Source organism: Microbacterium enclense (assembly GCF_001456955.1).
Classification (GTDB): Bacteria; Actinomycetota; Actinomycetes; order Actinomycetales; family Microbacteriaceae; genus Microbacterium; species Microbacterium enclense.
The window spans coordinates 70,094-96,806 of sequence record NZ_KQ758471.1 but is presented as its reverse complement, the minus strand read 5'-3'; the positions used below and the strand labels follow the sequence as shown (position 1 = coordinate 96,806).

At 70.4% G+C, this 26,713-nt stretch carries 22 protein-coding genes and 1 tRNA gene; 16 read left to right on the top strand and 7 right to left on the bottom strand.

Annotated elements, in window-relative coordinates; translation table 11 throughout:
* The first annotated feature begins 2 nt into the window (after positions 1 to 2).
* The 13 genes from AS029_RS10595 to AS029_RS10535 all read left to right on the top strand — a co-directional run bounded on the left by AS029_RS10595 (position 3) and on the right by AS029_RS10535 (position 11,830).
* On the top strand, positions 3 to 986 hold the full coding sequence (locus AS029_RS10595; protein ID WP_058232568.1) for a TadA family conjugal transfer-associated ATPase: 984 nt from the start codon (positions 3 to 5) through the stop codon (positions 984 to 986).
* Positions 983 to 1,882, top strand: a complete 900-nt coding sequence (locus AS029_RS10590; protein WP_228375931.1) for a type II secretion system F family protein — start codon at positions 983 to 985, stop codon at positions 1,880 to 1,882. The genes AS029_RS10595 and AS029_RS10590 overlap by 4 nt, the downstream gene beginning before the upstream one ends.
* A 437-nt stretch (positions 1,883 to 2,319) precedes the next feature.
* Complete coding sequence (locus AS029_RS10585) at positions 2,320 to 2,556, top strand: DUF4244 domain-containing protein (RefSeq protein ID WP_058232567.1); 237 nt, start codon at positions 2,320 to 2,322, stop codon at positions 2,554 to 2,556.
* Entirely contained in the window at positions 2,553 to 2,882 is a 330-nt protein-coding gene (locus AS029_RS10580) for a hypothetical protein (protein WP_058232566.1), read from the top strand. Before AS029_RS10585 ends, AS029_RS10580 begins: the two co-directional genes overlap by 4 nt.
* Entirely contained in the window at positions 2,882 to 3,211 is a 330-nt protein-coding gene (locus tag AS029_RS10575) for an Rv3654c family TadE-like protein (protein ID WP_058232565.1), read from the top strand. Before AS029_RS10580 ends, AS029_RS10575 begins: the two co-directional genes overlap by 1 nt.
* A gap of 59 nt (positions 3,212 to 3,270) precedes the next feature.
* Entirely contained in the window at positions 3,271 to 6,162 is a 2,892-nt protein-coding gene (gene topA, locus AS029_RS10570) for a type I DNA topoisomerase (protein ID WP_058232564.1), read from the top strand.
* Positions 6,159 to 6,833, top strand: coding sequence for a dTMP kinase (gene tmk / locus AS029_RS10565; protein ID WP_082642268.1), 675 nt, complete (start codon positions 6,159 to 6,161; stop codon positions 6,831 to 6,833). Before topA ends, tmk begins: the two co-directional genes overlap by 4 nt.
* A gap of 123 nt (positions 6,834 to 6,956) precedes the next feature.
* On the top strand, positions 6,957 to 8,135 hold the full coding sequence (locus AS029_RS10560) for a DNA polymerase III subunit delta' (RefSeq protein WP_058232563.1): 1,179 nt from the start codon (positions 6,957 to 6,959) through the stop codon (positions 8,133 to 8,135).
* Positions 8,132 to 9,673 (top strand): alpha/beta hydrolase, encoded by a 1,542-nt coding sequence (locus tag AS029_RS10555; protein ID WP_228375930.1) that lies wholly within the window; start codon positions 8,132 to 8,134, stop codon positions 9,671 to 9,673. The genes AS029_RS10560 and AS029_RS10555 overlap by 4 nt, the downstream gene beginning before the upstream one ends.
* 45 nt (positions 9,674 to 9,718) lie before the next feature.
* Entirely contained in the window at positions 9,719 to 10,390 is a 672-nt protein-coding gene (deoC, locus tag AS029_RS10550; RefSeq protein WP_058232562.1) for a deoxyribose-phosphate aldolase, read from the top strand.
* Positions 10,391 to 10,467: 77 nt separating this feature from the next.
* Positions 10,468 to 10,540: transfer RNA gene (locus AS029_RS10545), tRNA-Thr, on the top strand.
* A gap of 154 nt (positions 10,541 to 10,694) precedes the next feature.
* Positions 10,695 to 11,090 (top strand): hypothetical protein, encoded by a 396-nt coding sequence (locus AS029_RS10540; protein ID WP_058232769.1) that lies wholly within the window; start codon positions 10,695 to 10,697, stop codon positions 11,088 to 11,090.
* A 161-nt stretch (positions 11,091 to 11,251) separates the two neighbouring features.
* Positions 11,252 to 11,830, top strand: a complete 579-nt coding sequence (locus AS029_RS10535) for an isochorismatase family protein (RefSeq protein WP_058232561.1) — start codon at positions 11,252 to 11,254, stop codon at positions 11,828 to 11,830.
* A 237-nt stretch (positions 11,831 to 12,067) separates the two neighbouring features.
* On the opposite strand, the gene AS029_RS10530 is transcribed toward AS029_RS10535, so the two are convergent.
* Positions 12,068 to 13,657 carry a molybdopterin-dependent oxidoreductase gene (locus tag AS029_RS10530; RefSeq protein ID WP_058232560.1) on the bottom strand — a complete coding sequence of 530 codons (1,590 nt, stop codon included), beginning with the start codon at positions 13,655 to 13,657 and terminating at the stop codon, positions 12,068 to 12,070.
* A 45-nt stretch (positions 13,658 to 13,702) separates the two neighbouring features.
* Positions 13,703 to 14,653, bottom strand: a complete 951-nt coding sequence (locus AS029_RS10525; protein WP_058232559.1) for a DMT family transporter — start codon at positions 14,651 to 14,653, stop codon at positions 13,703 to 13,705.
* Positions 14,654 to 14,733: 80 nt separating this feature from the next.
* Here AS029_RS10525 and AS029_RS10520 point away from each other — a divergent pair, with 80 nt between their 5' ends.
* On the top strand, positions 14,734 to 15,210 hold the full coding sequence (locus AS029_RS10520) for an Lrp/AsnC family transcriptional regulator (protein WP_058232558.1): 477 nt from the start codon (positions 14,734 to 14,736) through the stop codon (positions 15,208 to 15,210).
* A gap of 161 nt (positions 15,211 to 15,371) precedes the next feature.
* Here the strand turns inward: AS029_RS10520 and AS029_RS10515 are convergent, their stop codons facing one another.
* The 4 genes from AS029_RS10515 to AS029_RS10500 all read right to left on the bottom strand — a co-directional run bounded on the left by AS029_RS10515 (position 15,372) and on the right by AS029_RS10500 (position 18,846).
* Positions 15,372 to 15,569, bottom strand: a complete 198-nt coding sequence (locus AS029_RS10515; protein ID WP_058232557.1) for a hypothetical protein — start codon at positions 15,567 to 15,569, stop codon at positions 15,372 to 15,374.
* Between the two features lie 103 nt (positions 15,570 to 15,672).
* Positions 15,673 to 16,713, bottom strand: coding sequence for an aldo/keto reductase (locus AS029_RS10510; protein ID WP_058232556.1), 1,041 nt, complete (start codon positions 16,711 to 16,713; stop codon positions 15,673 to 15,675).
* 91 nt (positions 16,714 to 16,804) lie between these two features.
* The gene (locus AS029_RS10505; protein ID WP_058232768.1) at positions 16,805 to 17,833 is read right to left on the bottom strand and encodes a methionine synthase; all 1,029 of its coding nucleotides are present in this window, start codon (positions 17,831 to 17,833) and stop codon (positions 16,805 to 16,807) included.
* Positions 17,834 to 17,853: 20 nt separating this feature from the next.
* Positions 17,854 to 18,846: a putative oxygenase MesX gene (locus tag AS029_RS10500; RefSeq protein ID WP_058232555.1), complete on the bottom strand. Its 993-nt coding sequence runs from the start codon at positions 18,844 to 18,846 to the stop codon at positions 17,854 to 17,856.
* A 122-nt stretch (positions 18,847 to 18,968) separates the two neighbouring features.
* On the opposite strand from AS029_RS10500, the gene AS029_RS10495 reads away from it, so the two are divergent.
* Positions 18,969 to 19,910, top strand: a complete 942-nt coding sequence (locus AS029_RS10495) for a LysR family transcriptional regulator (protein WP_058232554.1) — start codon at positions 18,969 to 18,971, stop codon at positions 19,908 to 19,910.
* Between the two features lie 9 nt (positions 19,911 to 19,919).
* Here the strand turns inward: AS029_RS10495 and AS029_RS10490 are convergent, their stop codons facing one another.
* Positions 19,920 to 21,653: a DUF4012 domain-containing protein gene (locus tag AS029_RS10490; RefSeq protein WP_058232553.1), complete on the bottom strand. Its 1,734-nt coding sequence runs from the start codon at positions 21,651 to 21,653 to the stop codon at positions 19,920 to 19,922.
* 467 nt (positions 21,654 to 22,120) lie between these two features.
* Between AS029_RS10490 and AS029_RS10485 the strand changes: the two genes are divergently transcribed.
* Complete coding sequence (locus AS029_RS10485; protein ID WP_058232552.1) at positions 22,121 to 26,698, top strand: FlgD immunoglobulin-like domain containing protein; 4,578 nt, start codon at positions 22,121 to 22,123, stop codon at positions 26,696 to 26,698.
* The last annotated feature ends 15 nt before the right edge of the window (positions 26,699 to 26,713 follow it).

Genomic DNA, 26,713 nt, shown 5'->3' with positions numbered 1-26,713 from the left:
GCATGTCATCGACCCCTTCGCCCCTGCAGACGACGGCCGCCGCCACCGCGACGGCGTGGCGGGATCCGGCGCTGGCCTTCCTCCGTCCGTTCCTCGACGACCCCGATGTCACGGACCTGTTCATCAACGGCGACAGAGGTCTGTTCGTCGACCGCGGTGACGGCGCCGAGCGCGTGCACTCCTGGCGTGCGGGCGAGAACGAGGTGCGTCGTATCGCGGTTCGGCTGATCGCGCTCGGCGGGCGGCACCTCGACGACGCCGCACCGTGCGTCGACGTCCGACTCGAACGCGGGGTGCGCGTCCACGCCGTCCTCGCGCCCGTCGCCGTGACCGGAACGACGCTGTCGGTTCGTGTGCCGCGGTGGGATTCACCGGATCTGGCGGACCTCGAACGGGGAGGGATGCTGTCCGCGTCGCAACGAGAGCACCTCGAGAATCTGGTGGTCCGTCGTCAGAACGTCCTGATCACCGGCGCCACGGGGGCGGGTAAGACGACACTGTTGTCGGCCCTGCTCGCGCGGGTGCCGTCGATGGAGCGCATCATCACGGTCGAAGAGGTGGCCGAGCTGCGCCCGGCGCACGCCCATCATGTGGCTCTCGAAGCGCGGCAACCCAACATCGAGGGCGCCGGCGGGATCCCCCTCGCCCGCCTGGTGCGCGAAGCGCTGCGCATGCGGCCCGACCGGCTCGTCGTCGGCGAGTGCCGCGGCGAGGAACTGCGCGAACTGCTCATGGCGTTGAACACCGGCCACGACGGCGGGGCCGGCACCCTGCACGCGAGCGGGCTCACCGATGTCGCGGCGCGCCTGGAGGCACTGGGGGCGCTGGCGGGAATGGATGCCGCGTCGACCGCGCGCCTGACCGCCAGCGCCATCGACGCGGTCGTACACGTCGAGAGGGTCGCCGGACGCCGACAGGTGACGGGCTGGGGGTGTCCTGTCGTGCGTCGGGGGCGCATCACGATCGAGCCCGGACGGTGGGCGTGACAGCGGCCGGGCGTTCGGGCGCCGCGGCCGTGCCGCCCGATGCGATCGAGACGATCATGCGGCTCGCCGTGCTGCTGTCCGCCGGGTTGCCGCCGACGAGAGCGTGGTCGCACCTCGCCGCCGATGATGACCCCCTCCTGGCTGCCGCCGCGCGCGCCGCGGAGGCGGGTGGCGACGTGGGGGCCGTCCTGGCGTCGGCGGGCGGAGCGTGGGCCGAGGTCGCGGCGGTGTGGACCGTCGCCGTCGAGACGGGCGCGCCGCTCGCCGGCACGCTGCGCGATGTCGTCGGAGCTCTTCGCGACGCGGCGGAGGTCAGGGGCGACATCGGCGTCGCCCTGGCCGAGCCCGCGGCGACGGCCCGGCTCCTCGGCTGGTTGCCGGTTCTCGGTATCCCGTTGAGCGCCACGCTCGGGTTCGACTCCGTCGGCATCCTTCTCTCCGATCCACGGGGGACGTTCTGCCTCGCGGCGGGCGCCACGCTCGTCGTGATCGCTCGGGTATGGTCGCGACACCTCTGGCGGCGCGCCCGGCCGCCCACGTCGGTTCCGGGCCTGCGGGCGCAGCTGTGGGCCGTCGCGCTCTCGGCCGGGGTATCCGCCGACCGCGCACGCGGTCTGGTGGATGCGGCGATGCCCGAGTCGGTCTCCGGGGAGCCGGCCGATGAGGCGACCCGGACGGTCGAGTTCGCCCATCGTGCGGGCGTTCCCGCGGCGGAACTCCTCCGCGCGCACGCCTGGCTCGCCCGCCATCGCGCGCGGACGGAAGGACGCACCGCGGCGGCCCGGCTGTCCACACGTCTGCTGCTGCCATTGGGCGTGTGCACGCTTCCCGCGTTCCTGCTTCTCGGGGTCGTGCCGATGATGCTCGGAGTGCTCCGGTCCGGGGCGTTGCCGTGAGTCGCTACCGTCAGCCGGTGCCGTGGCCGTTGCCGCGGGGCCGTTGTCGCGGCCCTCGTCGTGGCGCCCGCCGTGAGCCGCTCGGGTGCCCTGGCCGTGGGCCCACGTCGTGAGCCGCTGCGGTGGGCCCTGGCCGCGGGCTCGCGCTCCGAGCCAGGGCCCACGTCGTGAGCCGCTGCGGTGGGCCCTGGCCGCGGGCTCGCGCTCCGAGCCAGGGCCCACGTCGTGAGCCGCTGCGGTGGGCCCTGGCCGCGGGCTCGCGCTCCGAGCCGCTGTCGGTGGCCCCCTCCGCGAGCTGCTCACGCACGCCGACGACGAGGACCGCCGGCCCGTCCCGCGCCGTCCCTTTCCCCGACCACCCCCGTTCTTCAGCGCGTACATGCGCTTCCTCGACCCGCCCCTGCTCAACCACCCACCCTCGCCCCCTAGGAGTTCCCATGTCCGTGTTCTCAGTCGCACCCCGTTCCACCGATGCCGGTCTCGCTCTGCCGCCCTTGACGACGGCTCGTGCCGGCGCGCTCTTCCTCGACGACCGCGGTGCCGCCACGGCCGAGTACGCCATCGCGACGATGGCCGCCGTCGCCTTCGCCGGTCTCCTGGTCGTGATCATGCGCAGTGACGAGGTGCGCGGCATCCTGACCGACCTCGTGCGCCGCGCGCTCACCGTGCAATGACCCGGCGTCTGCTCGACGATCGGGGCGCCGTCGCGGCCGAGTTCGCGGTGGCTCTTCCCGCCGTCATCGTCGTCCTGGCTCTCGGTGTCGGCCTGCTCGGCACGGCGACCGCGACCGTGCGTCTGCAGCACGCCGTCACCGAGGCGGCCCGCTTGCTCGGCCGTGGCGACGCCGAAGCGTTCGCCGCGTTGGGCGACGGCGAGGCGACGGCATCCGTTCAGCGTCAGGACGGGCTCGTGTGCGTTTCGGCTGTCGCCCCCGTGCGAGCGGTGCTTCCGCTTCCCGCCGTCACGGCGCGCGCCTGTGCGCTCGACGGAGGACGGTGATGGCGGGAAGCGTCTCCGTGGTCGGCGTCGTCGCGGCGCTGGTCGCCGTCACCGTCTCGCTCGGCGTGGTCGGCGGGGCCGTCGTCGAAGCCCGACGGGTGGCCGGCATCGCCGACGCCGCAGCCCTCGCGGCCGCGGATGCGGCGAGCGGCGCGGTGTCCGGCGCGCCGTGCGAGCGGGCCGGACGGATCGCCGCGGCGGGTGACGTGCGCCTCAGCGGGTGCGACGTGGCGGGTCTGGTCGCGACCATCACGGTCGCTGGGGCGTACGGTGGAATCTCATTCGATGCGCGCTCCCGGGCCGGACCCCCCGACACTCCGAGCCCGTGATCCTCCCGGAACCCGAACAGGGAGGCGTGTGTATGGTGTGCATCGAAGAAAGGACCCCAGTGGCAAACGGCAAGAAGCTCGTCATCGTCGAGTCCCCGACGAAGATGAAGTCGATTCAGGGATACCTCGGCGACGACTACGAAGTGCTCAGCTCGGTCGGGCACATCCGCGACCTCGCCTCGAAGAAGGAGATCCCGGCCGACAAGAAGGCGGCGTACGGCAAGTACTCCATCGATGTCGAGAACGACTTCGATCCCTTCTACGTCGTGAACGACCGCAAGACCAAGACGGTCGCCGAGCTCAAGCGGGCGCTCAAGGGTGCCGACGAAGTCCTCCTCGCCACTGATGGCGACCGCGAAGGCGAAGCCATCGCGTGGCACCTCCTCGAGGTGCTCAAGCCCAAGGTCCCCGTTCGCCGCATGATCTTCCACGAGATCACCAAGGACGCCATCCGCGACGCCGCCGAGCACACCCGCGATCTCGACGTCTCGCTCGTCGACGCGCAAGAGACGCGTCGCGTCCTCGACCGCCTCTACGGCTGGGACGTGTCGCCGGTGCTGTGGCGCAAGGTCGGCTCCGGACGCGAGGGCACCGCCCTCAGCGCCGGTCGTGTGCAGTCCGCGGCCACCCGCATGGTCGTCGAGCGCGAGCGCGAGCGTATGGCGTTCGTCTCCGCGTCGTACTGGGACGTCGAGGCGCTCGCCACGCGGGCGGGCTCGTCGTTCACCACCCGCCTGAACCGCCTCGACGGCGCCCCCATCGCCCGAGGCGGCGACTACGACGACAACGGCCAGCTCAAGAAGGCCGTCGTGGTGCTCGACGAAGCCCGCGCCCGCACGCTCGCCGAGGCCATCACCGCCGCGGGTCGCGCCACCGTCGCCAAGGTCGAGGCCAAGCCCGGAACCCGCAGTCCCCGCGCACCCTTCACGACCTCCACGATGCAGCAGGAGGCCGGCCGCAAGCTCTCGATGAGCGCCAAGCACGCCATGGGCGTCGCACAGCGTCTTTACGAGAAGGGTTTCATCACCTATATGCGAACCGACTCCGTCGCGCTCTCGGGCCAGGCCATCGCGGCCGCCCGCGCGCAGGCGGTGAAGCTCTACGGCGACAAGGCGGTCCCCGCCAACCCGCGCGTGTACAAGAGCAAGTCGAAGAACGCGCAGGAAGCCCACGAGGCCATCCGCCCGTCGGGTGAGGAGTTCCGGACCCCGGCGTCGCTGGCGTCGGCGCTCGACCGCGACGAGCAGAAGCTCTACGACCTGATCTGGAAGCGCACCGTCGCCAGCCAGATGGCGGATGCCAAGTACGAGACGACGACGGTCACCCTCACCGTGAACGCGGAGGCACAGGTCGCCGAGTTCACGGCGTCCGGCACCGTCTACACCTTCAAGGGCTTCCTCGAGGCCTACGAAGAGGGCGCCGATGAGAAGCGCAACGACGACGACGCCGACCAGTCGCTGCCGGCTGTCTCCGTCGGCGACGAGCTCGCCGTCAGCGACGTCGAGCCCAAGGGGCACAGCACTTCGCCCAAGCCGCGCTACACCGAGGCGAGCCTCGTCAAGGCGTTGGAGGAGAAGGGCATCGGTCGCCCGTCGACCTTCGCCAGCATCATCGGCGTGATCCTCGACCGCGGGTACGTCACCAAGCGCGGCCAGGCGCTCGTGCCCAGCTGGCTCGCCTTCAGCGTGGTGCGTCTGCTCGAGGAGCACTTCGCCGACCTCGTCGACTACGACTTCACCGCCGCCCTCGAGGACGACCTCGACGCGATCGCGCGCGGTGAGCAGCGCCGCACCGAATGGTTGAAGTCGTTCTACTTCGGTTCCGAGAAGCAGGTGGGTCTGCGGCACATCGTCGACAACCTCGGCGAGATCGATGCGCGCGAGTTGAACTCCACGCGCATCACCGACACCGCGACGCTGCGCTTCGGCAAGTACGGTCCGTACCTCGAAGTCGTCGACCCGTCGGCCGACGCCGAAGACAAGCCCCGCATCGTCAACATCCCCGAAGACCTCGCGCCTGACGAGCTCACGCCCGAGAAGGCCCGCGAGCTCATCGAGGCGCCGGTGGCGGGAGACCGCGTGCTGGGCGAGAACCCCGACAACGGCAAGCTCGTCGTCGTGAAAGACGGCCGCTTCGGTCCGTACGTGCAGGAAGTGGATGCCGAGGAGCCCGACGAGGTCGATCAGGCTACGGGTGAGGTGGTCGAGCAGCCGAAGAAGCGCGGAGTGAAGAAGGAGGCGGCGCCCAAGCCCCGGACCGCGTCGCTGTTCCGCTCGATGTCGGTCGACACGATCGGCCTCGACGCCGCCCTGCAGTTGCTGTCGCTGCCGCGCGTCGTGGGCGCCGACCCCGAGACGGGGGCCGAGATCACGGCCCAGAACGGTCGCTTCGGCCCGTACCTGAAGAAGGGGACGGATTCGCGTTCGCTCGACAACGAGCAGCAGATCTTCGACATCACGCTCGAAGAGGCGATCGCCAAGTACGCCGAGCCCAAGTACGGCGCTCGCCGCGCATCGAGCGCCCTGAAGGAGTTCGACGCCGACCCGGTCAGCGGCAAGCCCATCAAGCTCAAGGACGGTCGATTCGGTCCCTACGTCACCGACGGTGAGACCAACGCGACCGTCCCGCGCGGCGAGAACGCGCTGGAGATCTCGTTCGAGCGCGCCGTCGAGTTGATCGCCGACAAGCGGGCCAAGGGGCCGGCGCCCAAGAAGACCACCGCGCGCAAGACGTCGACGGCGGCGAAGTCGACCGCGGCGAAGACGACGGCGGCGAAGACGACCACGGCGAAGGCGACCGCGGCCAAGTCGACCGCGGCGAAGACGACAGCCGCCAAGTCGACCGCCGCCAAGACGGCCGCGGCGAAGACGACCGCCACCAGGACGACGGCAGCCAAGGCCGCAGCGCCCAAGGCCGCGGTCAGGCGCAAGGCGCCCGCGACGGAGTCGTGACGGGCGATACCACCCGGTCGCTGCACGCCCCACGGGCGGCGGCGGCCGGGGGACCGGGGCTGTTCATCACCTTCGAGGGTGGAGACGGCGCCGGCAAGACCACGCAGGCCGCGCTTCTCGAGCAGTGGGTCAGAACTCGCGGCCGGAACGTCGTGCGCACCCGTGAACCCGGCGGCACCGAGGTCGGTCTGCGCATTCGCGACATCGTGCTCCACCATCGCGGCCACATCGATCCCCGCGCCGAGGCACTGCTGTACGCCGCGGACCGCGCGCACCACATCGCGACCCATGTGCGGCCGGCCGTCGCCCGCGGAGATGTCGTCATCCAGGATCGCTACCTCGACTCCTCCGTCGCCTACCAAGGGGCCGGACGCGTGCTCGACGCCGACGACGTGCGGGCGCTCTCGCTCTGGGCGACCGACGGGCTCCTGCCCGACCTGACGGTGCTGCTCGACCTCGACCCCGCGGACGCGCGCCGTCGTCTGGATGCCGACGACAAGCCCTTCGACCGGCTCGAAGCCGAGAAGGAGGAGTTCCACGCGCGCGTGCGCGACGGATTCCTCGCGCTCGCGAGCGCCGAACCGGAGCGTTTCCTCGTGCTCGATGCGCGAGCCGCTCCCGACGAGCTCGCTGCACAGGTGCAGGACGCCGTGACCGCGCGTCTGCGCTGAGCACCGGCTGCGGCGCACGTTTCCCGTCCACCGCGCGCCGGTGCGTTCGAGGGTCCCGGCCGCCACGCGATCCACAGTCGACGGCCAGCGGCGGTGTCGTACCTCGCCGTTAGGCTGGAGCCCATGTCTGTCGCCCTCGAGCCGTCGCCGTCATCCGCCGGCGCGGCCGCCTTCCCGTGGGACGCGGTCTGGGGCCAAGACGACGCGGTCGAGACGCTGCGCACGGCGGCATCCGATCCCTCCGCTCTCGCCCATGCCTGGCTCATCACGGGGCCGCCCGGATCGGGGCGCTCCACTCTGGCGTACGCTTTCGCCGCCGCGCTCATCGCCGATGCGGGTGACGAGCGCGCTCAACAACAGGTGCTCGCCCGCACCCATCCCGACCTGACCGCTCTGCGCACCGAGCAGGTCGTGATCCGCATCGAAGAGGCACGCCGTCTCGTCGAGCGTGCGTCGTTCGCACCGTCGCTCGGAAGACATCGCGTGATCGTCGTCGAAGACGCCGACCGCATGGCGGAGCGCACGTCGAACGTGCTGCTGAAGGCCCTCGAAGAACCGCCCGAGAAGACCGTGTGGGTGCTGTGCGCCCCGAGCGACGCCGATCTGCTGCCCACCATCCGCTCGCGCGTGCGGGTGCTGCGCCTGCGCGAGCCCTCGGTCGCCGACGTCGCGGCGCTGATCGTGGAGCGCACCGGCGTCTCGGCCGAGATCGCCGAGGAATCGGCACGTCACGCGCAGCGACACATCGGCATGGCCCAGCGCCTCGCGACCGACGACGACGCGCGTGCGCGACGGGCCGAGACCCTCGCGGCCGTGCTCGCGGTGAGGGGGATCGCAGACGCCGTCGACGTCGCGGGGCGCATCGTGCGCGTGGCCACCGACGACGCCAAGGCCCTGACCGCCACTCGTGACGAAGAGGAGCGTCGGGCACTGCTGCGCATGCTCGGCGTCGCCGAAGGGGCGGCCGTCCCGCCCTCGGTCCGGGGACAGGTCAACGCCCTCGAAGACGATCAGAAGCGGCGGGCCACTCGCAGCCTCCGCGACGGCATCGACCGCGTGCTCACCGACCTTCAGTCGCTGTTCCGCGACGTCGTGATGATCCAGTACGGCCGTGAAGCCGAGCTCGTCAATCGCGAGCGGCTCGACGCGTTGCGCGCCCTCGCCGGTGAGTGGACCCCCGCTCGCACGCTCGGGGTGCTGGATCGCATCTCGCTCACGCGCCGCAATCTGGAGCAGAACGCGGCCCCGCTGCTGGCCCTGGAGAGTCTCATGATCACCGTGGCGAACGGATCGGCGCCGTGAGCCTGCGCCGTCGCGCGACCGCGGCGATCACGGTGCTGGCGGGGCTGGCTGTGACGCTGTCCGGGTGCCTCTACGCGCAGATCCCGCCGATGGCACCCGACACGGGGCGCTCACTCGCCCCGCAGACCGAGGGCGTCGACGCGGCCCTGCTGCCGTACTATGGGCAGACCCTGACGTGGACCGATTGCGGCAGTGCCGGCTTCGACTGCACCACGGTCACCGCTCCGCGTGACTACGCCGATCCCTCCGCCGGTGACCTGTCGCTGGCCGTCATCCGGCACCGCGCGACATCGGGCGAGCCCCTCGGCTCGCTGCTCACCAATCCCGGCGGACCAGGTGTGAGCGGAGTCGACACGGTGCGCGATTCGCTCTCGCTCGTCGCCGACGAGCAACTGACGTCCTCGTACGACGTGATCGGTTTCGATCCGCGGGGGGTGGGGCAGTCCACCGCCGTCCGGTGTTACGACGCTGCCGGCATGGATGCCTTCCTCTACGACATCCCACCGGGGAAGCGAGGGAGCGACGAACGCAACGCGGCGCTCGAGCAGCGACAGGCCGGCTTCGCGCAGGCGTGCGAGGCGGGAAGCGACGGCATCCTCCCGTACGTCTCGACCGAGAACTCGGCGCGCGACATGGATCTGCTGCGGGCGGTGCTGGGCGACGCGAGCCTGAACTACCTCGGGTTCTCCTACGGTTCGCTGCTCGGCGCCACCTATGCCGGCCTCTTCCCCGAACGGGTCGGGCGCATGGTCCTCGACGGCGGGATCGACCCGAGCCTCCCCGGCAGCGCGAGCGGAATCGCGCAGGCGGTGGGCTTCGAGAATGCGTTGCGGGCGTTCATGGCGGATTGCCTGACGCGTTCGGACTGCCCCTTCGGCGGTTCCGTCGACGACGCGATGAGCGACCTGACCTCGTTGCTGCAGCGGGTCGACGCACGGCCCCTCGACAACGGCGATGGACGCCGTCTCGGCGCGGACACGCTCGTGACGGCGGTCCTCGCGGCGCTCTACAGCGACCAGAGCTGGCCCTACTTGCGCATCGCGCTGACGGACGCGCAGAACGGCGACGCGTCCGTCGCCTTCCAGCTCGCGGATTTCTACAACGGCCGAGAGAACGGGCAGTACTCGAGCAACACCCTCGAGGCCCTACGCGCCTACAACTGCGTCGACTATCCCGACGAGGGCGAGACCGACGACGAGGCGCTCGAAGCCGAGCTCGAGCAGAAGGCTCCGGTCATCGCACCGTACTGGGTCGGACCCGACCCGTGCGCCGCGTGGCCCGCGCCGCCGACGGGCACGCGTGCGCCCATCACCGCGCCCGGCGCCCCGCCGATCATCGTGCTCGGCACCACCGGCGACCCGGCCACCCCCTACACCGAAGCCCAGGCGCTCGCCGAGCAGTTGTCGCAAGGCGTGCTCGTCACCTACGTCGGCGAGGGGCACCTGGCCTACAACAAAGGCAATGCGTGCGTGAACGGGGCGGTCGACGACTACCTCCTCGACGGCACCGTCCCCGACGCCGGGCTGCGCTGCGAATAGCGACCGCGCCTAGGCTTGCTTCGTCACACCCCCGAGGAGATCCCTATGACCGCGCCCATCGCCGACCTGGCGACGTACATCGACCACACCCTGCTCAAGCCCGAGGCCACCCGCGCCGACGTCGAGCGGCTCATCGCCGAGGGTGCCGAGCTCGGCACGTACAGCGTGTGCATCTCGCCGTCGTTCCTCCCGGTCGAGGTGCCCGCCGGTCTCAAGCTCGCCGTCGTCTGCGGGTTCCCCAGCGGCAAGCACCACGCCGACATCAAGGCGGCCGAGGCGGCGCTGTCGGTCGACCAGGGCGCCGACGAGATCGACATGGTCATCGACGTGGGCGCGGCCGTCGAGGGACGCTACGACCTGGTCGAGGCCGAGATCCGCGCTGTGCGCGAAGCTGCCCCGTCGCCGACCGTGCTGAAGGTCATCATCGAATCGGCAGCGCTCTCCGACGAGGCGATCGTCGCCGTGTGCGAGAGGGCCGTCGCCGCCGGCGCCGACTTCGTCAAGACGTCGACGGGTTTCCACCCGGCCGGTGGGGCGAGCGTCCACGCGGTCGAGCTGATGAAGCGCACCGTCGGAGACCGCGCCGAGGTGAAGGCCTCCGGGGGTGTGCGCACCCGCGCCGCCGCCGAGCAGATGATCGCCGCGGGGGCGACTCGCCTGGGTCTGTCGTCGAGCCGCGACATCCTCGCCGACCGTTCCGCGACGGGCGACTACTGACGTCGAACCCGCGCGTGTGCGCTCGGGCCTCCCGGAGCATGTAATATCGATGATCGTGCACGCCACAGCGCGCACATGCCGCCTTAGCTCAGACGGCAGAGCGATTCACTCGTAATGAATAGGTCAAGGGTTCGATTCCCTTAGGCGGCTCCGAAGGCCCTCACCCGCTTCCACCGGGTGGGGGCCTTTTTGGCATTCGGCGGCGGTACGTCGCGCGCCGGGCGCCGCGTGGTGCGCCCGATAGGCTGAGAGGCCCTGCGCCCCCGAGGGGGCGGTGCCCGTCCGCTACCCGCTGGAGTCTGCCGTGTCGAACGCGCTCGATGCCCTCATCGAGATCTTCACGTGGGTCGGGTTGGGGGGCGGTCTTCTGCTCGCGGTCGCCGCGGTGATCCTCCTGCTCGCCGACGGAACGTGGCTGCCCGCGCGGGCGGTGGTCGAGCACGTGGCCGACGGTCGGGTCGTGCGCTGGTTCGACGACGAGGGCGGTGTGAACGAGGCGCCCCTGTCCGCGCATGACGAGGCGAAGATCGGCTCGGCCGACATGGCCGACATCTTCTTCCGACGGGGCAGCGCGAACCGCATGCGTCTCACGCGGTCGTCTCCCCTCGTGAGGTTCGTCTCGCTTCTGGCCGCCGGAGTGTCGACGCTGGGTCTGGCGGCCTTCATTGTGTCGATCGTGCTGTTGTTCGCTCGCGGCTAGGGTCGACGTTCGCGGCACGTCGCGCGCGCTCGCGAGTCGGCCGGCGCGGGCGACGGCGGTGGGGTGACCGACACGACGCGTAGGCGCGTCGCACGACCGCGAGTCGGCCGGCGCGGGCGACGGCGGTGGGGTGACCGACACGACGCGCGTAGGCTCGACGCATGACTCGCGCCCTCTTCGTCGTCGACGTGCAGAACGACTTCACCGAACGCGGAGCGCTCGGGGTCGAGGGCGGCGACGCGGTGGCCGAACGCATCTCGCGCTACCTCGAGGCGCACGCCGACGACTATGCGGTGATCGTCGCGTCGCGCGACTGGCACCACGGCGACGACGACAACGGCGGGCACTTCTCCGCGGCCCCCGACTTCGTCGACACGTGGCCGGTGCACTGCGTGGGCGGAACGTACGGCGCTGACTACGACGAGGTGTTCGACACCTCCCGCGTCACGCACCACCTCAAGAAGGGGCAGGGCAAGCCCGCCTATTCGCTGTTCGAGGGGGTGTCCGACGACGGTGAGACCGCCGCGGGCATCCTCGACGCGCACGGCATCCGCGACATCGACATCGTCGGTATCGCCACTGATTACTGCGTGCGTGCGTCGGCGCTCGATGCGGTGGCGGCCGGTCGTCGCGTGCGCATACTGACCGATCTCATCGCGGGCGTGCACCCCGCCTCCAGCGATGCGGCACTCACCGAGATCGCCGAAGCCGGAGCTGAGCTGACGGTATCCGAAGGCTGAACCGCCTCAGCACGTCGGCGCGAAGTCGGTCCGGGGATCGTGATCGTGACCGTCGGCCGATGATCGTCACGGCATGCGGCGCGGCCTCGCCCGGCGCGTCCGGTTGCGTGGGAGGGCCGCCAGGGACGACGATTCACCGCAGAGTCGCCGGCATTGCGGGAACACGCGTGCAAGACATCCGACGATCGTGCCGTCCCCGTCGCCGCGCGCGGGGCGATCGACAGAAGCACCGTCGCGTCAGGACGAAACGGTGACCAGGGTCCGTTGCCACCCGCTCGAGCCGTCGGGAGCGATGGGGGCCTGGTCCTGGATCTGCAGGTTGCCCTGCTTGTCGGTCGCGCGCACGGCGATGTAGTGCGAGCCGGGCTCCGCGTTCCAGTCGAGCTTCCACTGCACCCACGACTGGTCGTTGATGGGGGTGGACAGCTGCGTCTGCTGCCAGTCGCCGTCGTCGATGCTGACCTCGACCTTCTGCACGCCCACGGGCTGCGCCCAGGCCATGCCGGCGATGACGACCGTGCCGGCGGCGACGGGCGAGCCGATCTTCGGCGTGTCCACGCGCGACGACATCTTGATCGGAGCCTCGGCGGAGTATCCGCGCGGCGTCCAGTACGCCTCGGCCTGGTCGAAGCGGGTGACGGTGAGCTTGGTGACCCACTTCGTCGCCGAGACGTAGCCGTACAGGCCGGGTACGACCATGCGTACCGGGAAACCGTGCTCGAACGGCAGCGGTTCGCCGTTCATGGCGACGGCGAAGATGGCATCCAGGTTCTCGTCGGTCAACGACGACAGGGGAGTGGATGCCGTGTACCCGTCGACGCTCTCGGAGAGCACCATGTCGGCGTCGCCCTGCACGCCGGCCATGCGCAACACGTCGCGGATGGGGACACCGGTCCAGATGGCGTTTCCGACCAGACCGCCGCCGACCTCGTTCGAGACGCAGGTGAGGGTGACGCCGTACTCGTCGAGCCCCATGCCCACGAGGTCGTCGAAGCTCAGCTCGACGGGGGTGTCGACCATGCCCTCGATCGACAGGCGCCACGTCGTGGGGTCGACGTTCGGAACGGTCAGGGCGGTGTCGACCCGGTAGAAGTCGCCATTGGGCGTGATGATGGGGCTGAGACCCTCGATGTCCCAGTTCGCACCCTCGGGAACGGTGACCGTCGTGCGGGCAGCGGGCAGACGCAGCGCGTCGCGGGCCGCGGCGACCGACGAGGTGGCGGCGTTGAGCACGCGTGCGCCGATGCCGACGACCACGGCTCCCACCGCGGTGAGACCGGTGAGGAGCAGGAATTGTCGGCGATCCGCGCCCGCTGCGGGGGCGTTCTCCGCCGTCGCGGCGGCGACCCAGCGACGAAGCCGCACGATGGCCAGCAGGAGCATCACCACACCCGCGAGAGTGCCGACGACCGGAGGGAGCCACGAGAGGCCACCTGCCCCGGTGCGCGTCACGATCGCCGCGGTGGCCAGGGCACCGCCGATGCCGAGCAGGGCGACGCCGACGAAGCGGAACCGGTACTCGAGCGCGCCGGCCACGGCGGCGGCGACCGCGGCACCGAGTCCGACTCCCGCGAGCAGCGCGATCTTGTCGGCCTCGCCGAAGAGGGTGATCGCGAGCTCCTTGAGCGGTCGCGGCACGATGTCGACGATGAACGATCCCACCGCCAGGATGGGGCTCGCCGAGCGGGCGACCAACGCCGCCAGAGCTTCGGCGACGGCGAGCAGGACCGCGGCCGACACGATGCCGGCGAGAGCGGCCCAGATCCAGGCGTGCGGGCGCCGTACCGTCTTCGTTCGATCGCTCGACGTCACGGTGTCGGTGGTCATGGCATCCCTCGTTCCCGGCCGTCTCGCGCGGTGACGAGGCCTCACTCATCTTTCGGAGCGGCGGGGGAAACGGATGCCGGGGCGAGGCGGCACCGCGGGGGTGAGCGCCGACATCGCGACGCCCGAGACGATCAGCGCGAGCGCGAGGGCGAGGCCGGCGGTGACGGGCTCGCCGAACAGGGGAACGGCGACGATCGCGGTCAGCACCGGGCTGAGCGCGCCGGCCGCGGCCGGGATGCTGCTGCCGAGGTGCTTCACCGCGACGACGTAGCAGGCGGTGGAGAGCAGGCCCGTGCCGACGCCCTGCAGGAGCGCGTACCCGACGACGGCGCCCGGCTCGATCGACCCGGAGAGCAGGTGAGAGGGCAGCGCGCCGATCACGGCGAGGACGATCGCGCCCACGACCGAGGCGAGGGAGATGAGCACGATCACGCCGACCGGATCGAGTCGCGAGCGCGAGAGACCCACGGTGTAGGCCGCCCACACGAACCCCGCGGCGAGCAGGACCACGATGCCGCCCGGCCCCGCGGACCCCGTCGTCATCACGGCGCTGACGGCGACTCCCGCGGCGATGGCGGCGAGGGCGACGAGACGCCGACGAGGCATCCGGCTCGGGCGACGGACGAACAGCAGGACCGCGACGAACAGCGGCACCGTGCCCGGCACGAGCAGACCGGTCAGCGCGGCCGAGGTGAGATGCGCCCCCCACGCGAACAGGAGGTAGTGGGGAAGACCGGCCAGCAGCACCAGCGCCACGACGATCTGCCGTTCCTCGCGCAGCCTGCGAATGGTGCGGGGGATCCACGGCGCCAGCACGATCGCGGGCACGGCGAAGCGCACGATCGCGGCATCCGCCATCGTGAGTCCCGTACCGTCGGTCGCCCGCGCCGACAGGGCGAACGACGACCAGAGCGCCACCACCGCAGCCAGCGCCGCCATTCCGACGAGGGTGTGCGGAGCGATCGCTTGGCGGCGCGCGAGGGCGTGGGTCGTCACATTTCGAGCGTAGAAAGGCGGCCGCCGCAGGGGATTGCGAATATTGCCGACTCTGCGTCCACATTGGCAGAATCTGCTGCATGGCCTCTCTGGACAGCATCGACATCCGCATCCTGCGGGAATTGCAGCAGGACGGCCGGTTGACGAACCAGGAACTCGCAGACCGCATCGGACTGTCGCCTTCTCCGTGTCTGCGTCGCGTGCGCCACCTCGAGGAGGCGGGGATCATCGAGGGATATCGCGCGGTGGTGTCGCCGAAGGCGGTGGAGCTGAGCATCACCGCGTTCGTCCGCCTGCGTCTGGCCTCCCATGAGGGAGCGACGGTGGATGCCGTGGAGCAGCGCCTGCGTGCGATCCCGCACATCGTCGAAGCGCACCTGCTCGCGGGCGACTGGGATTACCTCGTGCGCATCGTCACGCCCGGTTTCGAGGAGTACGAGCGACTCCTCCGCGAGCACCTGCGCACGATTCCGGCTCTCGCATCGATCGATACGACGTTCGCGTTCGCCGAGACCAAGCCCCTGTCGCCGCTTCCGATCGGCGCCGGCGCGCGCTGATATGGCGATCTCGACAGAGGACCCTCGTCAGCGTATCCGCGATCGGAGGACCGTCGTCTTCCCCGATGGTCGGGAGCGGCACCCTCGACACCATCGACGAGCGTGCCACCTCCGCCGCGGGAGACCCGTTCACGCCGGAGGTATCGACGGAACGAACCGACTCAGCGCGCGGACGTGCGGGCGGTGCGTTGCTTCGCGAGCTTGGCGACCACCTTGCGGCGGACCTTCTGCACCTTCGGGTCCTTCCACACCCGGTAGGCGACGGTGCCCGCGGCGACTGCGCGACCGATCGCGGTGCGTGCGAGCACGGCGCCCGCAAGGCCGACCGCTCCGGTTCCGATCCAACGTCCGACACCCATGGCGCCTCCTCGATTCTGGTGAGAGCCTCCACTCAACGCGATGCGCGGGAGGATGCCGCGCGGCTTGCGTCAGCGACCCGGATGTGCTGACCCCCGGGCCCTCTCAGGCGATGCGCTCGCCGACGGGCGCGGCGAAGGCGTCGAGCGCCGCGATCACGTCATCCGTCAAGACGGTCGTGCTCGCCGCGACGGCATCGTCGATCTGGCTCGTGCGAGAGGCGCCGATGATCGCCGTGGTGACCACGGGATCGCGCAGCACCCACGCCACCGCGAGCTGCGGGATCGACAGCCCCGCCTCACGGGCGACGCCGTCGATACCGCGGATGCGCTCGAGGTAGTCGTCGGTGAGGGCCGAGGCGTCGAGGAAGCGGCTGTCGGCGGCGCGGGAGTCGGCGGGCACCGTGCCGTCGAGGTACTTCGCGGTCAGCAGGCCCTGCGCCAGCGGCGAGAAGACGGCGCTGCCGACGGCGAGCTCGCGCAGAGCGGGGAACAGCTCGGCTTCGGGGGTGCGGTCGAACAGCGAGTACCGCGGCTGGTGCACGAACAGGCGCACGCCCTCGGCCGCGAGCAGGGCGTGAGCGCGGCGGGTGAGGTCGGCGGGATAGTTCGAGATGCCGACGTACAGCGCCTTGCCGCTGCGCACGATGTCGGCGAGGGCGTGCACGGTCTCTTCGATCGGTGTGTCGGGGTCGACGCGGTGCGAGTAGAAGACGTCGACGTACTCGGTGCGCATGCGCGTGAGACTCTGCTCGAGCGAGCGCAGGAGGTACTTGCGCGATCCGCCGTCGCCGTAGGGGCCCGGCCACATGTCGTAGCCGGCCTTCGTCGACAGGAACAGCTCGTCGCGGTACCGCCGCAGGTCGGTCTCGAGCACCGTTCCGAACGTGGATTCCGCCGCCCCGTACGGGGGGCCGTAGTTGTTCGCGAGGTCGATGTGCACGACCCCGCGATCGAAGGCGTGGCGGAGGATCTGGCGCTGCGTGTCGAGGGGGCGGGCGGTTCCGAAGTTCTGCCAGAGTCCGAGCGAGACACGGGGGAGGGGGATGCCGCTGGCACCGGCGCGCTGGAAGGGCACGTCGTCGTAGCGGGTGGCGGCAGCGTCGAAGGGGGACGTCAGGCGGGGGTCATCGGCGGCGATGGGCATGGTCCGACTCTGCCACGGCGGACCCGACGCCGGGCGCACCGACGCCGACGCGGGTCGGGGCGCCGTGGCATCCCGACCCGCGTCGAGGGACTCAGCCCGCGAGTTCCACGCGGAGCAGACGCGCGCCCGCCGACAGGGCGCTGATCTTGTCGAGGGCGACGTGGCGCGGCAACGGCGCCATGCCGCAGTTGGAGCTGGGGATGAGCTTGTCGGCGTCGACGAACCGCAACGCCCGGCGCAAGGTGTCGGCGACCTCGTCGGGTGTCTCGATCCGTTCGCTGGCGACGTCGAGGGCGCCGAGCATGACCTTCTTGCCGCGGATGAGCTCGATCAGGTCGATCGGCACGTTGGAGTGGTGGCTCTCGAGCGAGACGATGTCGATGCTCGACTGCTGCAGCAGCGGGAACGACTCCTCGTACTGCCGCCACTCCGACCCCAGCGTCGCCTTCCAGTCGGTGTTGGCCTTGATGCCGTAGCCGTAGCAGATGTGCACGGCCGTCTCGGCGCTCAGACCCTCGACGGCGCGCTCGAGGGCGGCGACGCCCCAGTCCTTCAGCTCGTCGAAGAAGACGTTGAAGGCCGGCTCGTCGAACTGGATGATGTCGACACCGACGGCCTCGAGCTCGCGCGCCTCCTGGTTGAGGATCGTGGCGAACTCCCACGCCAGCTTCTCGCGGCTGCGGTAGTGGCGATTGGCGAGCGTGTCGATCATCGTCATGGGCCCTGGCAGGGCCCACTTGATCGGCCGGTCGGTCTGTGCACGCAAGAAGGCCGCGTCGTCGACGAACACCGGTGCCCGGCGGCTGACGTCTCTCACGACCGTCGGCACGCTCGCGTCGTAGCGATCGCGGATGCGGACGGTCTCACGGTGCTCGAAGTCCACCCCGTCGAGGTGCTCGATGAAGGTCGTGACGAAGTGCTGGCGGGTCTGCTCGCCGTCGCTGATGATGTCGAGACCGCGGCGCTCCTGCTCCTGAACAGCCGCCCGCAGCGCGTCATGCTTGCCCTCGACGAGGATGTCGCCCTCGAGCTCCCACGGCGACCACAGCACCTCGGGCTTGGCGAGCCAGGCGGGCTTGGGCAGGCTTCCGACGGTGGAGGTGGGCAGAAGCGTGGACACGGCGGTCGATCCTTCGCGGGTCATCGGGCGGCGAGCGAGTAGTCGGCGGCCCACTGGTCGAGGATCGCCCGATGCGGCGTGACGAAGTGCTCCTCGGCGTACCGCCCCTGCACGACGGCGAGCTGGCTGCGCTCGACGCGGTCGTAGGTGACCTCGGTCGGCTCGAAGTCCGCCGCTTCGAGGCTGGGCCGGTACGTCTCGCCGGCCGCGGTGCGGGCGTTGTAGATCTCGGGGCGGTAGATCTTCTGGAACGTCTCCATGGTGCTGATCGTGCCGATCAGTTGCAGGTCGGTGTAGTCGGCCAGCAGGTCACCGCGGAAGTAGAACGCCAGGGGAGCGACGCTGCCGCGCGGCATGAAGTAGCGCGCCTGCAGCCCCATCTTGCCGAAGTACTCGTCGGTCAGCGACGAGGTGGTGTCTTGCGCGTACTCCACACCCAGTACCGGGTGGACGACGCCCGTGCGACGGTAGGTGCGGCTGGTGGAGACGCTGATGCAGATGACGGGCGGCAGAGCGTATCGCTCGCGGTACGCCTCGGAGGCGAGGAAGTGCTGGAAGAGCTTGCCGTGGAGGTCGCCGAAGTCGTCGGGCACGGTGAAGCCGCCGGCGGCGGCCTGCGCCGCGGGCAGGACGACACTGAAGTCGTAGTCGCGCAGGTACGACGAGAAGTTGTTGCCGACGATGCCCTGATGGCGCTCGCCGGTGACCGTGTCGACGATGTGGACGTCGAGGACCTCGATGACGGGCAGATCTTCGTCGGCGCCGTCGGCGAAGCGCAGCTGCACCGAGACGATGTCGAGTTCGACCCGGTAGCGGTCGCCGCCCTCGTCGTCGGCCGACGCGAGCTCGTTGAAGCGGCGATCGATCATCGTCAGCGCGGTGCGCAGGTTCTGCTGACGGCCCTCGCCACGGGCGAGGTTGGCGAAATTCGTCGTGACGCGCGAACCCTCGGCGGGGGCGTAGTCCTCATCGAAGCGGGTCGTGGAGATGCTGAACGTGATGTCGTTCGCCATGGGATGCCAATCCGGGAGCAGAGAGGCGCTGCGGCCTCGCGAAAGTCGGTGAACTCATCGTGCAGCGCGCACGCGGGCATCGGGTAATTCCACCGCGCTATGTCCTGATATAGCCTCGGCCTATGCCCAGGAAGCCGAGCGGGATCACGCTGCAACAGCTGCAGTACTTCATCGAGGTCGCCGCCGGGGGATCCATCAGTGCGGCCGCCGACCTCCTGTACGTCGCCCAGCCGACGATGTCCGCGGCGATGCGCGATCTGGAGAATCGCGTCGGGCGGGAGCTGCTCACCCGCTCCGCACGCGGCGTCACGCTCACCGTCGACGGCGTCGAGTTCCTCGGGTATGCCCGCCAGGTCGTCGAACAGGCCGAGCTGCTCGAACAGCGCTACCTCGGGCGTCCCCCGTCGCGCCGGTTGCTCGGCGTGTCGGCGCAGCACTACTCGTTCGTCGTCGACGCGTTCGTGCGGATGGTCAAGGCGACGGATGCCGCGGAGTACGAGTTCTCGCTCCGTGAGACCCGCACCTTCGACATCATCGAAGACGTCCGCACGCTCCGCAGCGAGCTCGGCATCCTCTTCCGCAACGACTTCAACCGGAACGTGATCGACAAGCTGCTGCGGGACTCCGGACTGGCCTTCCATCCGCTCTTCCTCGCCGAACCCCACATCTTCGTCTCGCGCCGCAACCCGCTGGCATCCCGATCGCGGGCGACGCTCGACGACCTCGCGGACCTGCCCCGACTGACCTTCGACCAGGGGGCGAACAACTCCTTCTACTTCGCGGAGGAGATCCTCTCGACGTTGTCGAGCAGGCAGGAGATCCGCGTATCCGATCGCGCGACGATCTTCAATCTCATGATCGGCCTCGACGGGTACACGATCTCGACGGGGATCATCAGCGACGACCTCGATCCCGAGATCGTCGCCGTTCCTCTGGACGTGCAGGAGCGCATCGAGATCGGATGGATCGGTCGCGCCGCCATCCCCCTCACCGAGCAGGCGCAGCGCTATCTCGCCGAGGTGCGCGACGTGGTGGCCGGATTCGGGGTGTCGCTGCTGGGCTGAGCAGACGGCTCAGCCCGCGGGGGCGGCATCCACCGGCAGAAGAGCGCCGCACGACGCGTCGACGCTGATCGCGGTCGCCGAGGTCAGGGGTGTGTGCCGCAGATCCAGCGGTCCCAGATCGCCCTCCGGAAGACGGATCGTCGACGAGACCGAGCGCGTCTCGCCGCGCGGGATCACGACGAGGCGGCTCCGGGCGCTGTTGCCCTTCTCGCTCCCGGAGCGGTCGAACTGCGCCACATCGCCCACGGCCGGCTCGGTGTCGAGGATCTCGGCGCCGGGGGGCGCGAAGAAGAGCACGTCGATCATCATCGCGTCGGGGGGATAGCCGAATCGCGCGTTGCGGGCTCCGAGGGTGTAGGTGCTCGTGATGGTCGCCGGGATCTCGTTCGTCAGCGAGGTCGTGGTCGTGAGGGTTCGCGCGGTGGCGTCGCACGTCGCCGTCACCGACTGACGGAGGTGGTACTCCAGCTTGCCCACGGAGTAGTCGTTCAGATAGGTGCCGACCTGCGTCGACTCGGCCGTATCGGCGCGCAGCGCTCCGGTGAGGCCAAGCTCCTCCACGAGGTCCTGCGCGGAGTCGTCGCGGAAGCTGAGCAGCAACCGTCGTTCGAGCGCCGACGCCTTCAGCGCCTCGAGCATCTGGGTGGGGTCCCACCGCGAGGTCGTCAGGTACCGGAAGAACCCCTGCGTGATCGCGGAGAAGAAGGCGTCCGAGTCCTCGCCCGTCGGAAACCTCTCGTAGGCGTCGCTGAGCAGGACCTGTACCGCGTTGTCGGCGGTGAGCTGCAGGTCGTCGTAGTTGACCGGCCCGGTGACCGACAGCATGTGCGACAGCACGACCGGGTCGACCGAGATGATGCCGTCGAACTGCTCGCCCGCCGTCTGCTGCCACAGGTCCTGGGACAGGCGCGCGGTGGTCGGGAAGTCCGGCGTCATCGTGAAGTCCTGCGAGAACAGCGCGAAGGTGGGCGGGTACAGCCCCAGCGTCTCGGGCGGGAGGTCGGTGAAGCGCTGCCCGGCGTCACCGGCCGCGTCGAACCTGATCGAGTTCGCCTGATCGAGGATCTGCACGCGCCCCTGGTCGGCGCGCACCACGATGCTCGCGGCCGGGTTCCCGCCCGTGGCGCGGACCTCGGCGTTGTTCTGAAAGAGCACCAGGTACTGCTTCGGCGCCTGGGCGCCGGCGATGTCGAGGAGGGTCGGGAGGTAGTGCTCGGCGACATCGAGAAGCGCCGTCGCGTCGTCCATGAAAGCCCCCACCTCGGAGACGGAGTCGGCCACCGGCGGCAGGACATCGGCGGTGTCGATGGCGGCGATCTGGCTCCTCGCCTTCTCGAACGCCGCTGTCACGAGAGGGAACGACGCCTGCGACTCCCGGAACGGCTGCAGATCGACGCCCCCGTCGGCGAGCGCGATCTTGTCGACGCTGAGCTTGGACAGGATGACTTCCCCGGGCGGGAGGGCCTCGTCGGCGAGGGTCTGCACCGCCGCCGTGAGTCCGGTGATCGCGTCGAGATTGGCGCCGACGGCCGGAATGACGGAGCCGGCTTCCCACAGGGGGCTCCGCACCGTCTGACTGGCTCTGTTCACGCGCTGGGTGACCTCGGCCGCCGCCGCCTGCAGCTGGCCGGCGTCGCCGGTCACCAGCGACGACTGCATGCTCGACATGAGCGTGTGCGCCGAGTCGAGATCGTCTCGCACGCTCGCGGCCTGCACGGCGAGGGCGACGGCGAAGACGCCCACGGTCGCGATGGCGGATCCGACGATGAGAAGGGCGATGCGGTCCGGGCGCCGGTACCACGGGCGAGGCGCGTCTTTCCGGCGTGCCGCCTCGGCCCTGCTTCTTCGGGTGCCCAGCGGATGGTCGCCCGCGGATGGGGGGAGCCGTCGACGACTCCTGCGGGCGGACCGGGCCATGTCGATGATTCTAGGCGCGCGATCATCGGCGGCTTTTCTGCGCAGAGGCCGTCGGGCGCCGAAGCACGGTGAGGCCTTCCGCGCATCATCGCCTCCCATTGCCGGAAGCCCGCGAGATGGTGCGATGCCGGGCGCCGACCGGTGCCGGTGCGTGTCGATGGGAAAAGACATGGTAGCTCGCATCGGGGTCTATTCATGCGCCGAAGAATGCACTTGATGCTGCGCCTTTCCAGCCCTTAGTTTGTGCCGTACACGGGGGGTTTCGTCGGGGTGTAGCGAGGAGAGGCGCAACGATGGGGCAGTCGAAGAGCGAGCACGCACGAGCGGTCGCGCAGAAGAACGCCGAGCGCAGGTCGGCGACCGGCGAGCCGAGCGGGAACGGACGCCGAGGCGGGGTCACGGCATCCTGGTCGCGAGGCGCGGCGACGGCGCTCGCGGCGACGGTGATCGCGGCCGTCGTCGGCGCCTCGACGATCAGCGCGCCGAGCGCGGCCGTCGCCGCGCCCGCCGGGGTGCCCATCGAGACGTTCGAGGCGGCCTCGCCACCCGTGTCGACGGTGACGGGCACGGCGACACCCTCTCGCTCCGCCGACTCGAGCGAGGGCGAGGGAGCTCTTGCGGTGGCCTACGACGTCTCCGCGGGGATGGGGGAAGTGGCCTACCCGGTGTCGTCCGCACCGGCCCTGCCGACCTCGACGACCGCGATCACGCTCAACCTGAAGGGCGACGGCACCTACAACACCGTGTACCTGCGTGTGCGTGACGCGAGCGGCGAGACCTTCGTGCACCGTGTGGACGCGATGCGCGCGTCGGTCTACCAGACCCTGACCGTCGATCTCACGGGCGCCCCCACGGCGCGCGAAGGGGGCAATGGCGACGGCGTCCTCGATGTGCCCGCGACGCTGGCGGGTGTGCTCGTCGTGCGCAACGGCGAACAGCCGCCGACGGGCACCTTCCTCCTCGACGATGTGCGCGCCGTCACCACCGGGTGGGGGCTCCCCGTCGCGACCCCGTCGTCTTTCACGCCGGGGGTGGATGCCGCGGCGGAGGTGTCGTTCGACGCCGCGGGCCCCGGCGAATGGGAGCTGCGCCTGATCGACGCCAGCGGCCGGACGCGCACCCTGTCCGGTACCGCGGTGGGTGCGGGAGCGATCCGTACCCCGTGGGACGGCCGCGACGACACGGGCGAGACGATGTCGGGCCCGGTGCGCGGGGCGTTCCGTCACACGCCCTCGACGAACGGCGTGGCGGGAGCCTCGCTCACCGTGGGTCTTCCCGATCTGCTGACGGTGGCCGCGGCAGCGACGTCGACGGTGGAGGTCGTGGAGGACTTCGAGGCACCCGCCGCCGACTGGCGTGTGGCGATGGGAACGGCGACGATCTCGCGCGTCGCCTCGCCGAAGACCCAGGGGTCGTCCGCGCAGCGGATCGACTACGACCTGTCATCGGGCATGGCGGAGAACGTCAGGAACGCACCGGTGGTCGTTCTCACCCAGCCGGCGACCGGGTTGCGGGTCGACATGCGCGGAGACGGCACCTTCAACACCGTGTACGCGCGGGTGCACGACGCCACCGACGAGGTGTTCACGTACCGACTCGACGCCATGCGGTCGACGGTGTGGACGACGATCGACGTCGACCTGACAGCTCCGGCCGCCCTCGTGGAGGGCGGCAACGGCGACAAGATCCTCGATCTGCCCGTGCGCCTGTCGGGCTTCATCGTGGTGCGCAACGGCACGCAGCCGGCGACCGGCTCGGTCGTCCTCGACAATCTGCGGACGATCTCGACGGGCTGGACCCTGCCGGAGGCGGCGAGCTCGTTCTCCACACCCTCGCCCTCTGCCGCACCGCTGACCTTCTCGGCGGCGGGCCGTGGCAACTGGAGCATCCTGTTGGCCGACCAGGAGGGGCGCACGAAGACCCTGAAGGGGGCGGCTGAAGCCGCCGGCACGGTCTCGGTGCCGTGGGACGGAACCGACGATGCGGGGACGGCGTTGCGCGGCGACGTCCGCGCCGTGTTCGCGCACGACAGTGCGGCACCCGGCGCCGAGGTGGCATCCACGGGCGCGCGCAGTGGCATCCCGTTCCTGCTCACCCTGGCCCACGTCGACGCGGACGCCCACCTGGCGGACGGATTCGAGGCAGCCGGCACGGACTGGGTCGCCGCCGCGGGTTCGGTGACGCCGGCCGCCTCGCAGTCGACCACCGAGGGCGCGGGCGCGCTGCAGATCGCCTACGACGTCTCGTCGGCGGATGCGGAGATCGAGACGACGAGCACGCCGAAGGCTCTGCTGACGTCGCCCGCGTCGGCGTTGAAGATCGATCTATTGGGCGACGGCACCTGGAACACAGTGTTCCTGAAGCTGCGGGATGCCACCGGCGAGATGTTCTTCTATCGCGTCGGGGCGATGGGGCTCACACGGTGGACGACGGCCACCCTCGATCTGCGGGCGCCGGCGGCGGCGAGTCACCTCGGCAACGGGGACGGCATCCTCGACTACCCGGTCTCGCTGGTGCGGATCAACGTCGTGCGCAACGGTCCGGCCGCTCCGGCCACGGGGAAGGCGGTGCTCGACAACCTCCGCGTCATCGACCAGGACTGGACCCTGCCCACCTCGAGCGCAGCGCGGTTCTCGTGGGCGAACGCGGGCACCACCACCTTGTCTTTCACCGCCGGCACCCCGGGGGACTACTCCCTCTCGCTGCGCGACAACGGCGGGCGCACGCGCACCTTCGCGGGCACCGCGTCGGCGCGGGGGACGGTGAAGGTGGCGTGGGACGGTACCGACGACGCCGGCGTCGGCATGGCGGGCAGCGTGTCGGGCCGTCTCGTGTGGGACACCACCCCCGACGGCACGCTCACCGCCGTCGGATCGGCGGCTCAGCCCTACCTCACGGGTATCTCGGCCAAGCCGTCGATCGCCTCGCCGACCTCCATCAGCGGGATCAACAGCTTCCTCACGGAGCAGGACTCCCCGGCCGAGGCCGACCGCCAGGCCGCCCTGCTCGAGGACGCCTCGGTGCGCTGGGCGCGCGAGGAGTTCGAGTGGAAGCGCGTGGAACCGCGCAAGGGCTTCTTCGACTGGGCCAAGTTCGATCAGGCGGTGGCCATCAGCCGGGCGCGCAACGTCGACATGATCGGCAAGCTCGTCTACAGCGCCCCCTGGGCGTCGTCGGCGCCCGCGGGAACGTCGCCGGAGATCGCGCAGTACTACCCGCCCGCGGACAACGCCGACTTCGCCGCGTACGCCGCGGCGACCGTGGCGCGCTACAAGGATCGTGTGCGCGTGTGGGAGGTCTGGAACGAGCCCAACACGGAGTACTACTGGCGCGGCGGGGCCACCGCTGAGCAGTACGGGGCGCTGCTGAAGGCCACGTATACGGCGATCAAGGCGGTGGATCCGACCGCGACGGTGCTCGTGGGCGGACTCGACCAGTTCAGCGACCCGTTCATGCGGGGCGTTCTCGCCGCCGGAGCCGGCAACTCCTACGACGGTCTCGCGATCCACCTCTACACCGTCGACGGTGCGCCCGAGACGGGGGCGATCCCGACCTACCTCGACGCCGCGCAGGCCTTCCTCAACCGCAGCGCGCCCGGTCGCGGCCTGTGGATCACGGAGGTGAGCTGGTCGACGTGCACGAGCTGCGCGGGGGCCACGAGCGAAGCGGATCAGGCCGCCTTCCTGTCGCGGATGTACCTGGATGCCGCAGCCCGCGGCGTCTCGGCGATCGCCTGGTACAACCTGGTCGGCGGAGACGACCCCGAGTCCTTCCTCCACACCTACGCGGTCACCGAGAAGTCGGGTCGGGCGAAGCCGGCGTACACCGCGTTGAAGGAGGTCGGTGCGGTCCTGGCCGACGGGGCGGCGATCGGTCGCGCCACGGTGAGTGCCACCGCGACGCCGGTGCGGGTCGACGACATGGCCTCGCTCAGCGGATACGCGGTGTCCGCCCTCGACGGGGGGACGGCCACCCTCAAGACGACGACGTCCGCCTATGCGGGCAGCGGCGCCCTTCAGCTGACCTACGCCTTCTCGGGATCGTCGCGCGGTGCGCAGATCCAGACCGACAAGACGCTGTCGGGTAAGCCGAGCGCCGTCTCGGTGTGGGTCAGCGGCGACTCCAGCGCCAGTCCCGTCTATCTGAAGATCAAGGATGCCACCGGCGAGACCTTCCAGGGGCTCGTGGGGAACGCGGTGGGCACGGCCTGGACGAAGATGACCCTGTTCTCCGACGGGATGAACGCCAACTACACCCACGGGGGCGGCGATGGCGACGGTGTCTGGGACTATCCGATCAAGGTCACCGACATCTTCGTCTACAAGAGCACCTCGGGCATCTCGTCGGGGACCGTCTCGCTGGACGATCTCACCGCCGACTTCGGCACGAACGTGCACGGGACGGTCCTGCAGACCGCGGCCGGGACGGTGCAGGCGCTGTACACCGACGCGAAGGCGGCGGTCGCGGTGCCGGTCTCCGGCGGTGCGGCCTCGGTGTGGACGCAGAGCGGCATGACGCCGGTGCCGGTGGCGAACGGCCGTGCATCGGTCTCGCTCTCGACGGCTCCGACGTATCTGACCTCCTCGCCGTCGGTGTCGCCCTCGCGCACCGCCCGCGGCAGCACGGTGACGGTGACCTGGATCGCGGGGGAGGCGAGCGTGGTCACGATCCAGGTCGTGAACTCCTCCGGCACCGTGATCAACACGCTCGCGAACCGCAAGCGGTTCGCGGGTGGTGCGCAGACGGTGCAATGGAACGGCAAGCGCTCCGACGGGACCGTCGCCGCAGCCGGCGCGTACACGGTCCGCATGACCTTCGTCACGTCGGACGGTCGGACCAGGACCGTCCCTCTCGCTCTCGCGCTGACCTGAGCGGGGGTCGTCGGC

Bases quoted from the DNA above. Each gene is read 5' to 3' on its own strand.
- AS029_RS10560 (WP_058232563.1), top strand. From the start codon at position 6,957: ATGTCTGTCGCCCTCGAGCCGTCGCCGTCATCCGCCGGCGCGGCCGCC.
- AS029_RS10520 (WP_058232558.1), top strand. From the start codon at position 14,734: ATGGCCTCTCTGGACAGCATCGACATCCGCATCCTGCGGGAATTGCAG.
- AS029_RS10595 (WP_058232568.1), top strand. From the start codon at position 3: ATGTCATCGACCCCTTCGCCCCTGCAGACGACGGCCGCCGCCACCGCG.
- AS029_RS10585 (WP_058232567.1), top strand. From the start codon at position 2,320: ATGTCCGTGTTCTCAGTCGCACCCCGTTCCACCGATGCCGGTCTCGCT.
- AS029_RS10485 (WP_058232552.1), top strand. From the start codon at position 22,121: ATGGGGCAGTCGAAGAGCGAGCACGCACGAGCGGTCGCGCAGAAGAAC.
- AS029_RS10575 (WP_058232565.1), top strand. From the start codon at position 2,882: ATGGCGGGAAGCGTCTCCGTGGTCGGCGTCGTCGCGGCGCTGGTCGCC.
- AS029_RS10530 (WP_058232560.1), bottom strand. From the start codon at position 13,657: ATGACCACCGACACCGTGACGTCGAGCGATCGAACGAAGACGGTACGG.
- AS029_RS10510 (WP_058232556.1), bottom strand. From the start codon at position 16,713: ATGCCCATCGCCGCCGATGACCCCCGCCTGACGTCCCCCTTCGACGCT.
- AS029_RS10515 (WP_058232557.1), bottom strand. From the start codon at position 15,569: ATGGGTGTCGGACGTTGGATCGGAACCGGAGCGGTCGGCCTTGCGGGC.
- AS029_RS10500 (WP_058232555.1), bottom strand. From the start codon at position 18,846: ATGGCGAACGACATCACGTTCAGCATCTCCACGACCCGCTTCGATGAG.
- AS029_RS10535 (WP_058232561.1), top strand. From the start codon at position 11,252: ATGACTCGCGCCCTCTTCGTCGTCGACGTGCAGAACGACTTCACCGAA.
- AS029_RS10580 (WP_058232566.1), top strand. From the start codon at position 2,553: ATGACCCGGCGTCTGCTCGACGATCGGGGCGCCGTCGCGGCCGAGTTC.
- deoC (WP_058232562.1), top strand. From the start codon at position 9,719: ATGACCGCGCCCATCGCCGACCTGGCGACGTACATCGACCACACCCTG.
- AS029_RS10495 (WP_058232554.1), top strand. From the start codon at position 18,969: ATGCCCAGGAAGCCGAGCGGGATCACGCTGCAACAGCTGCAGTACTTC.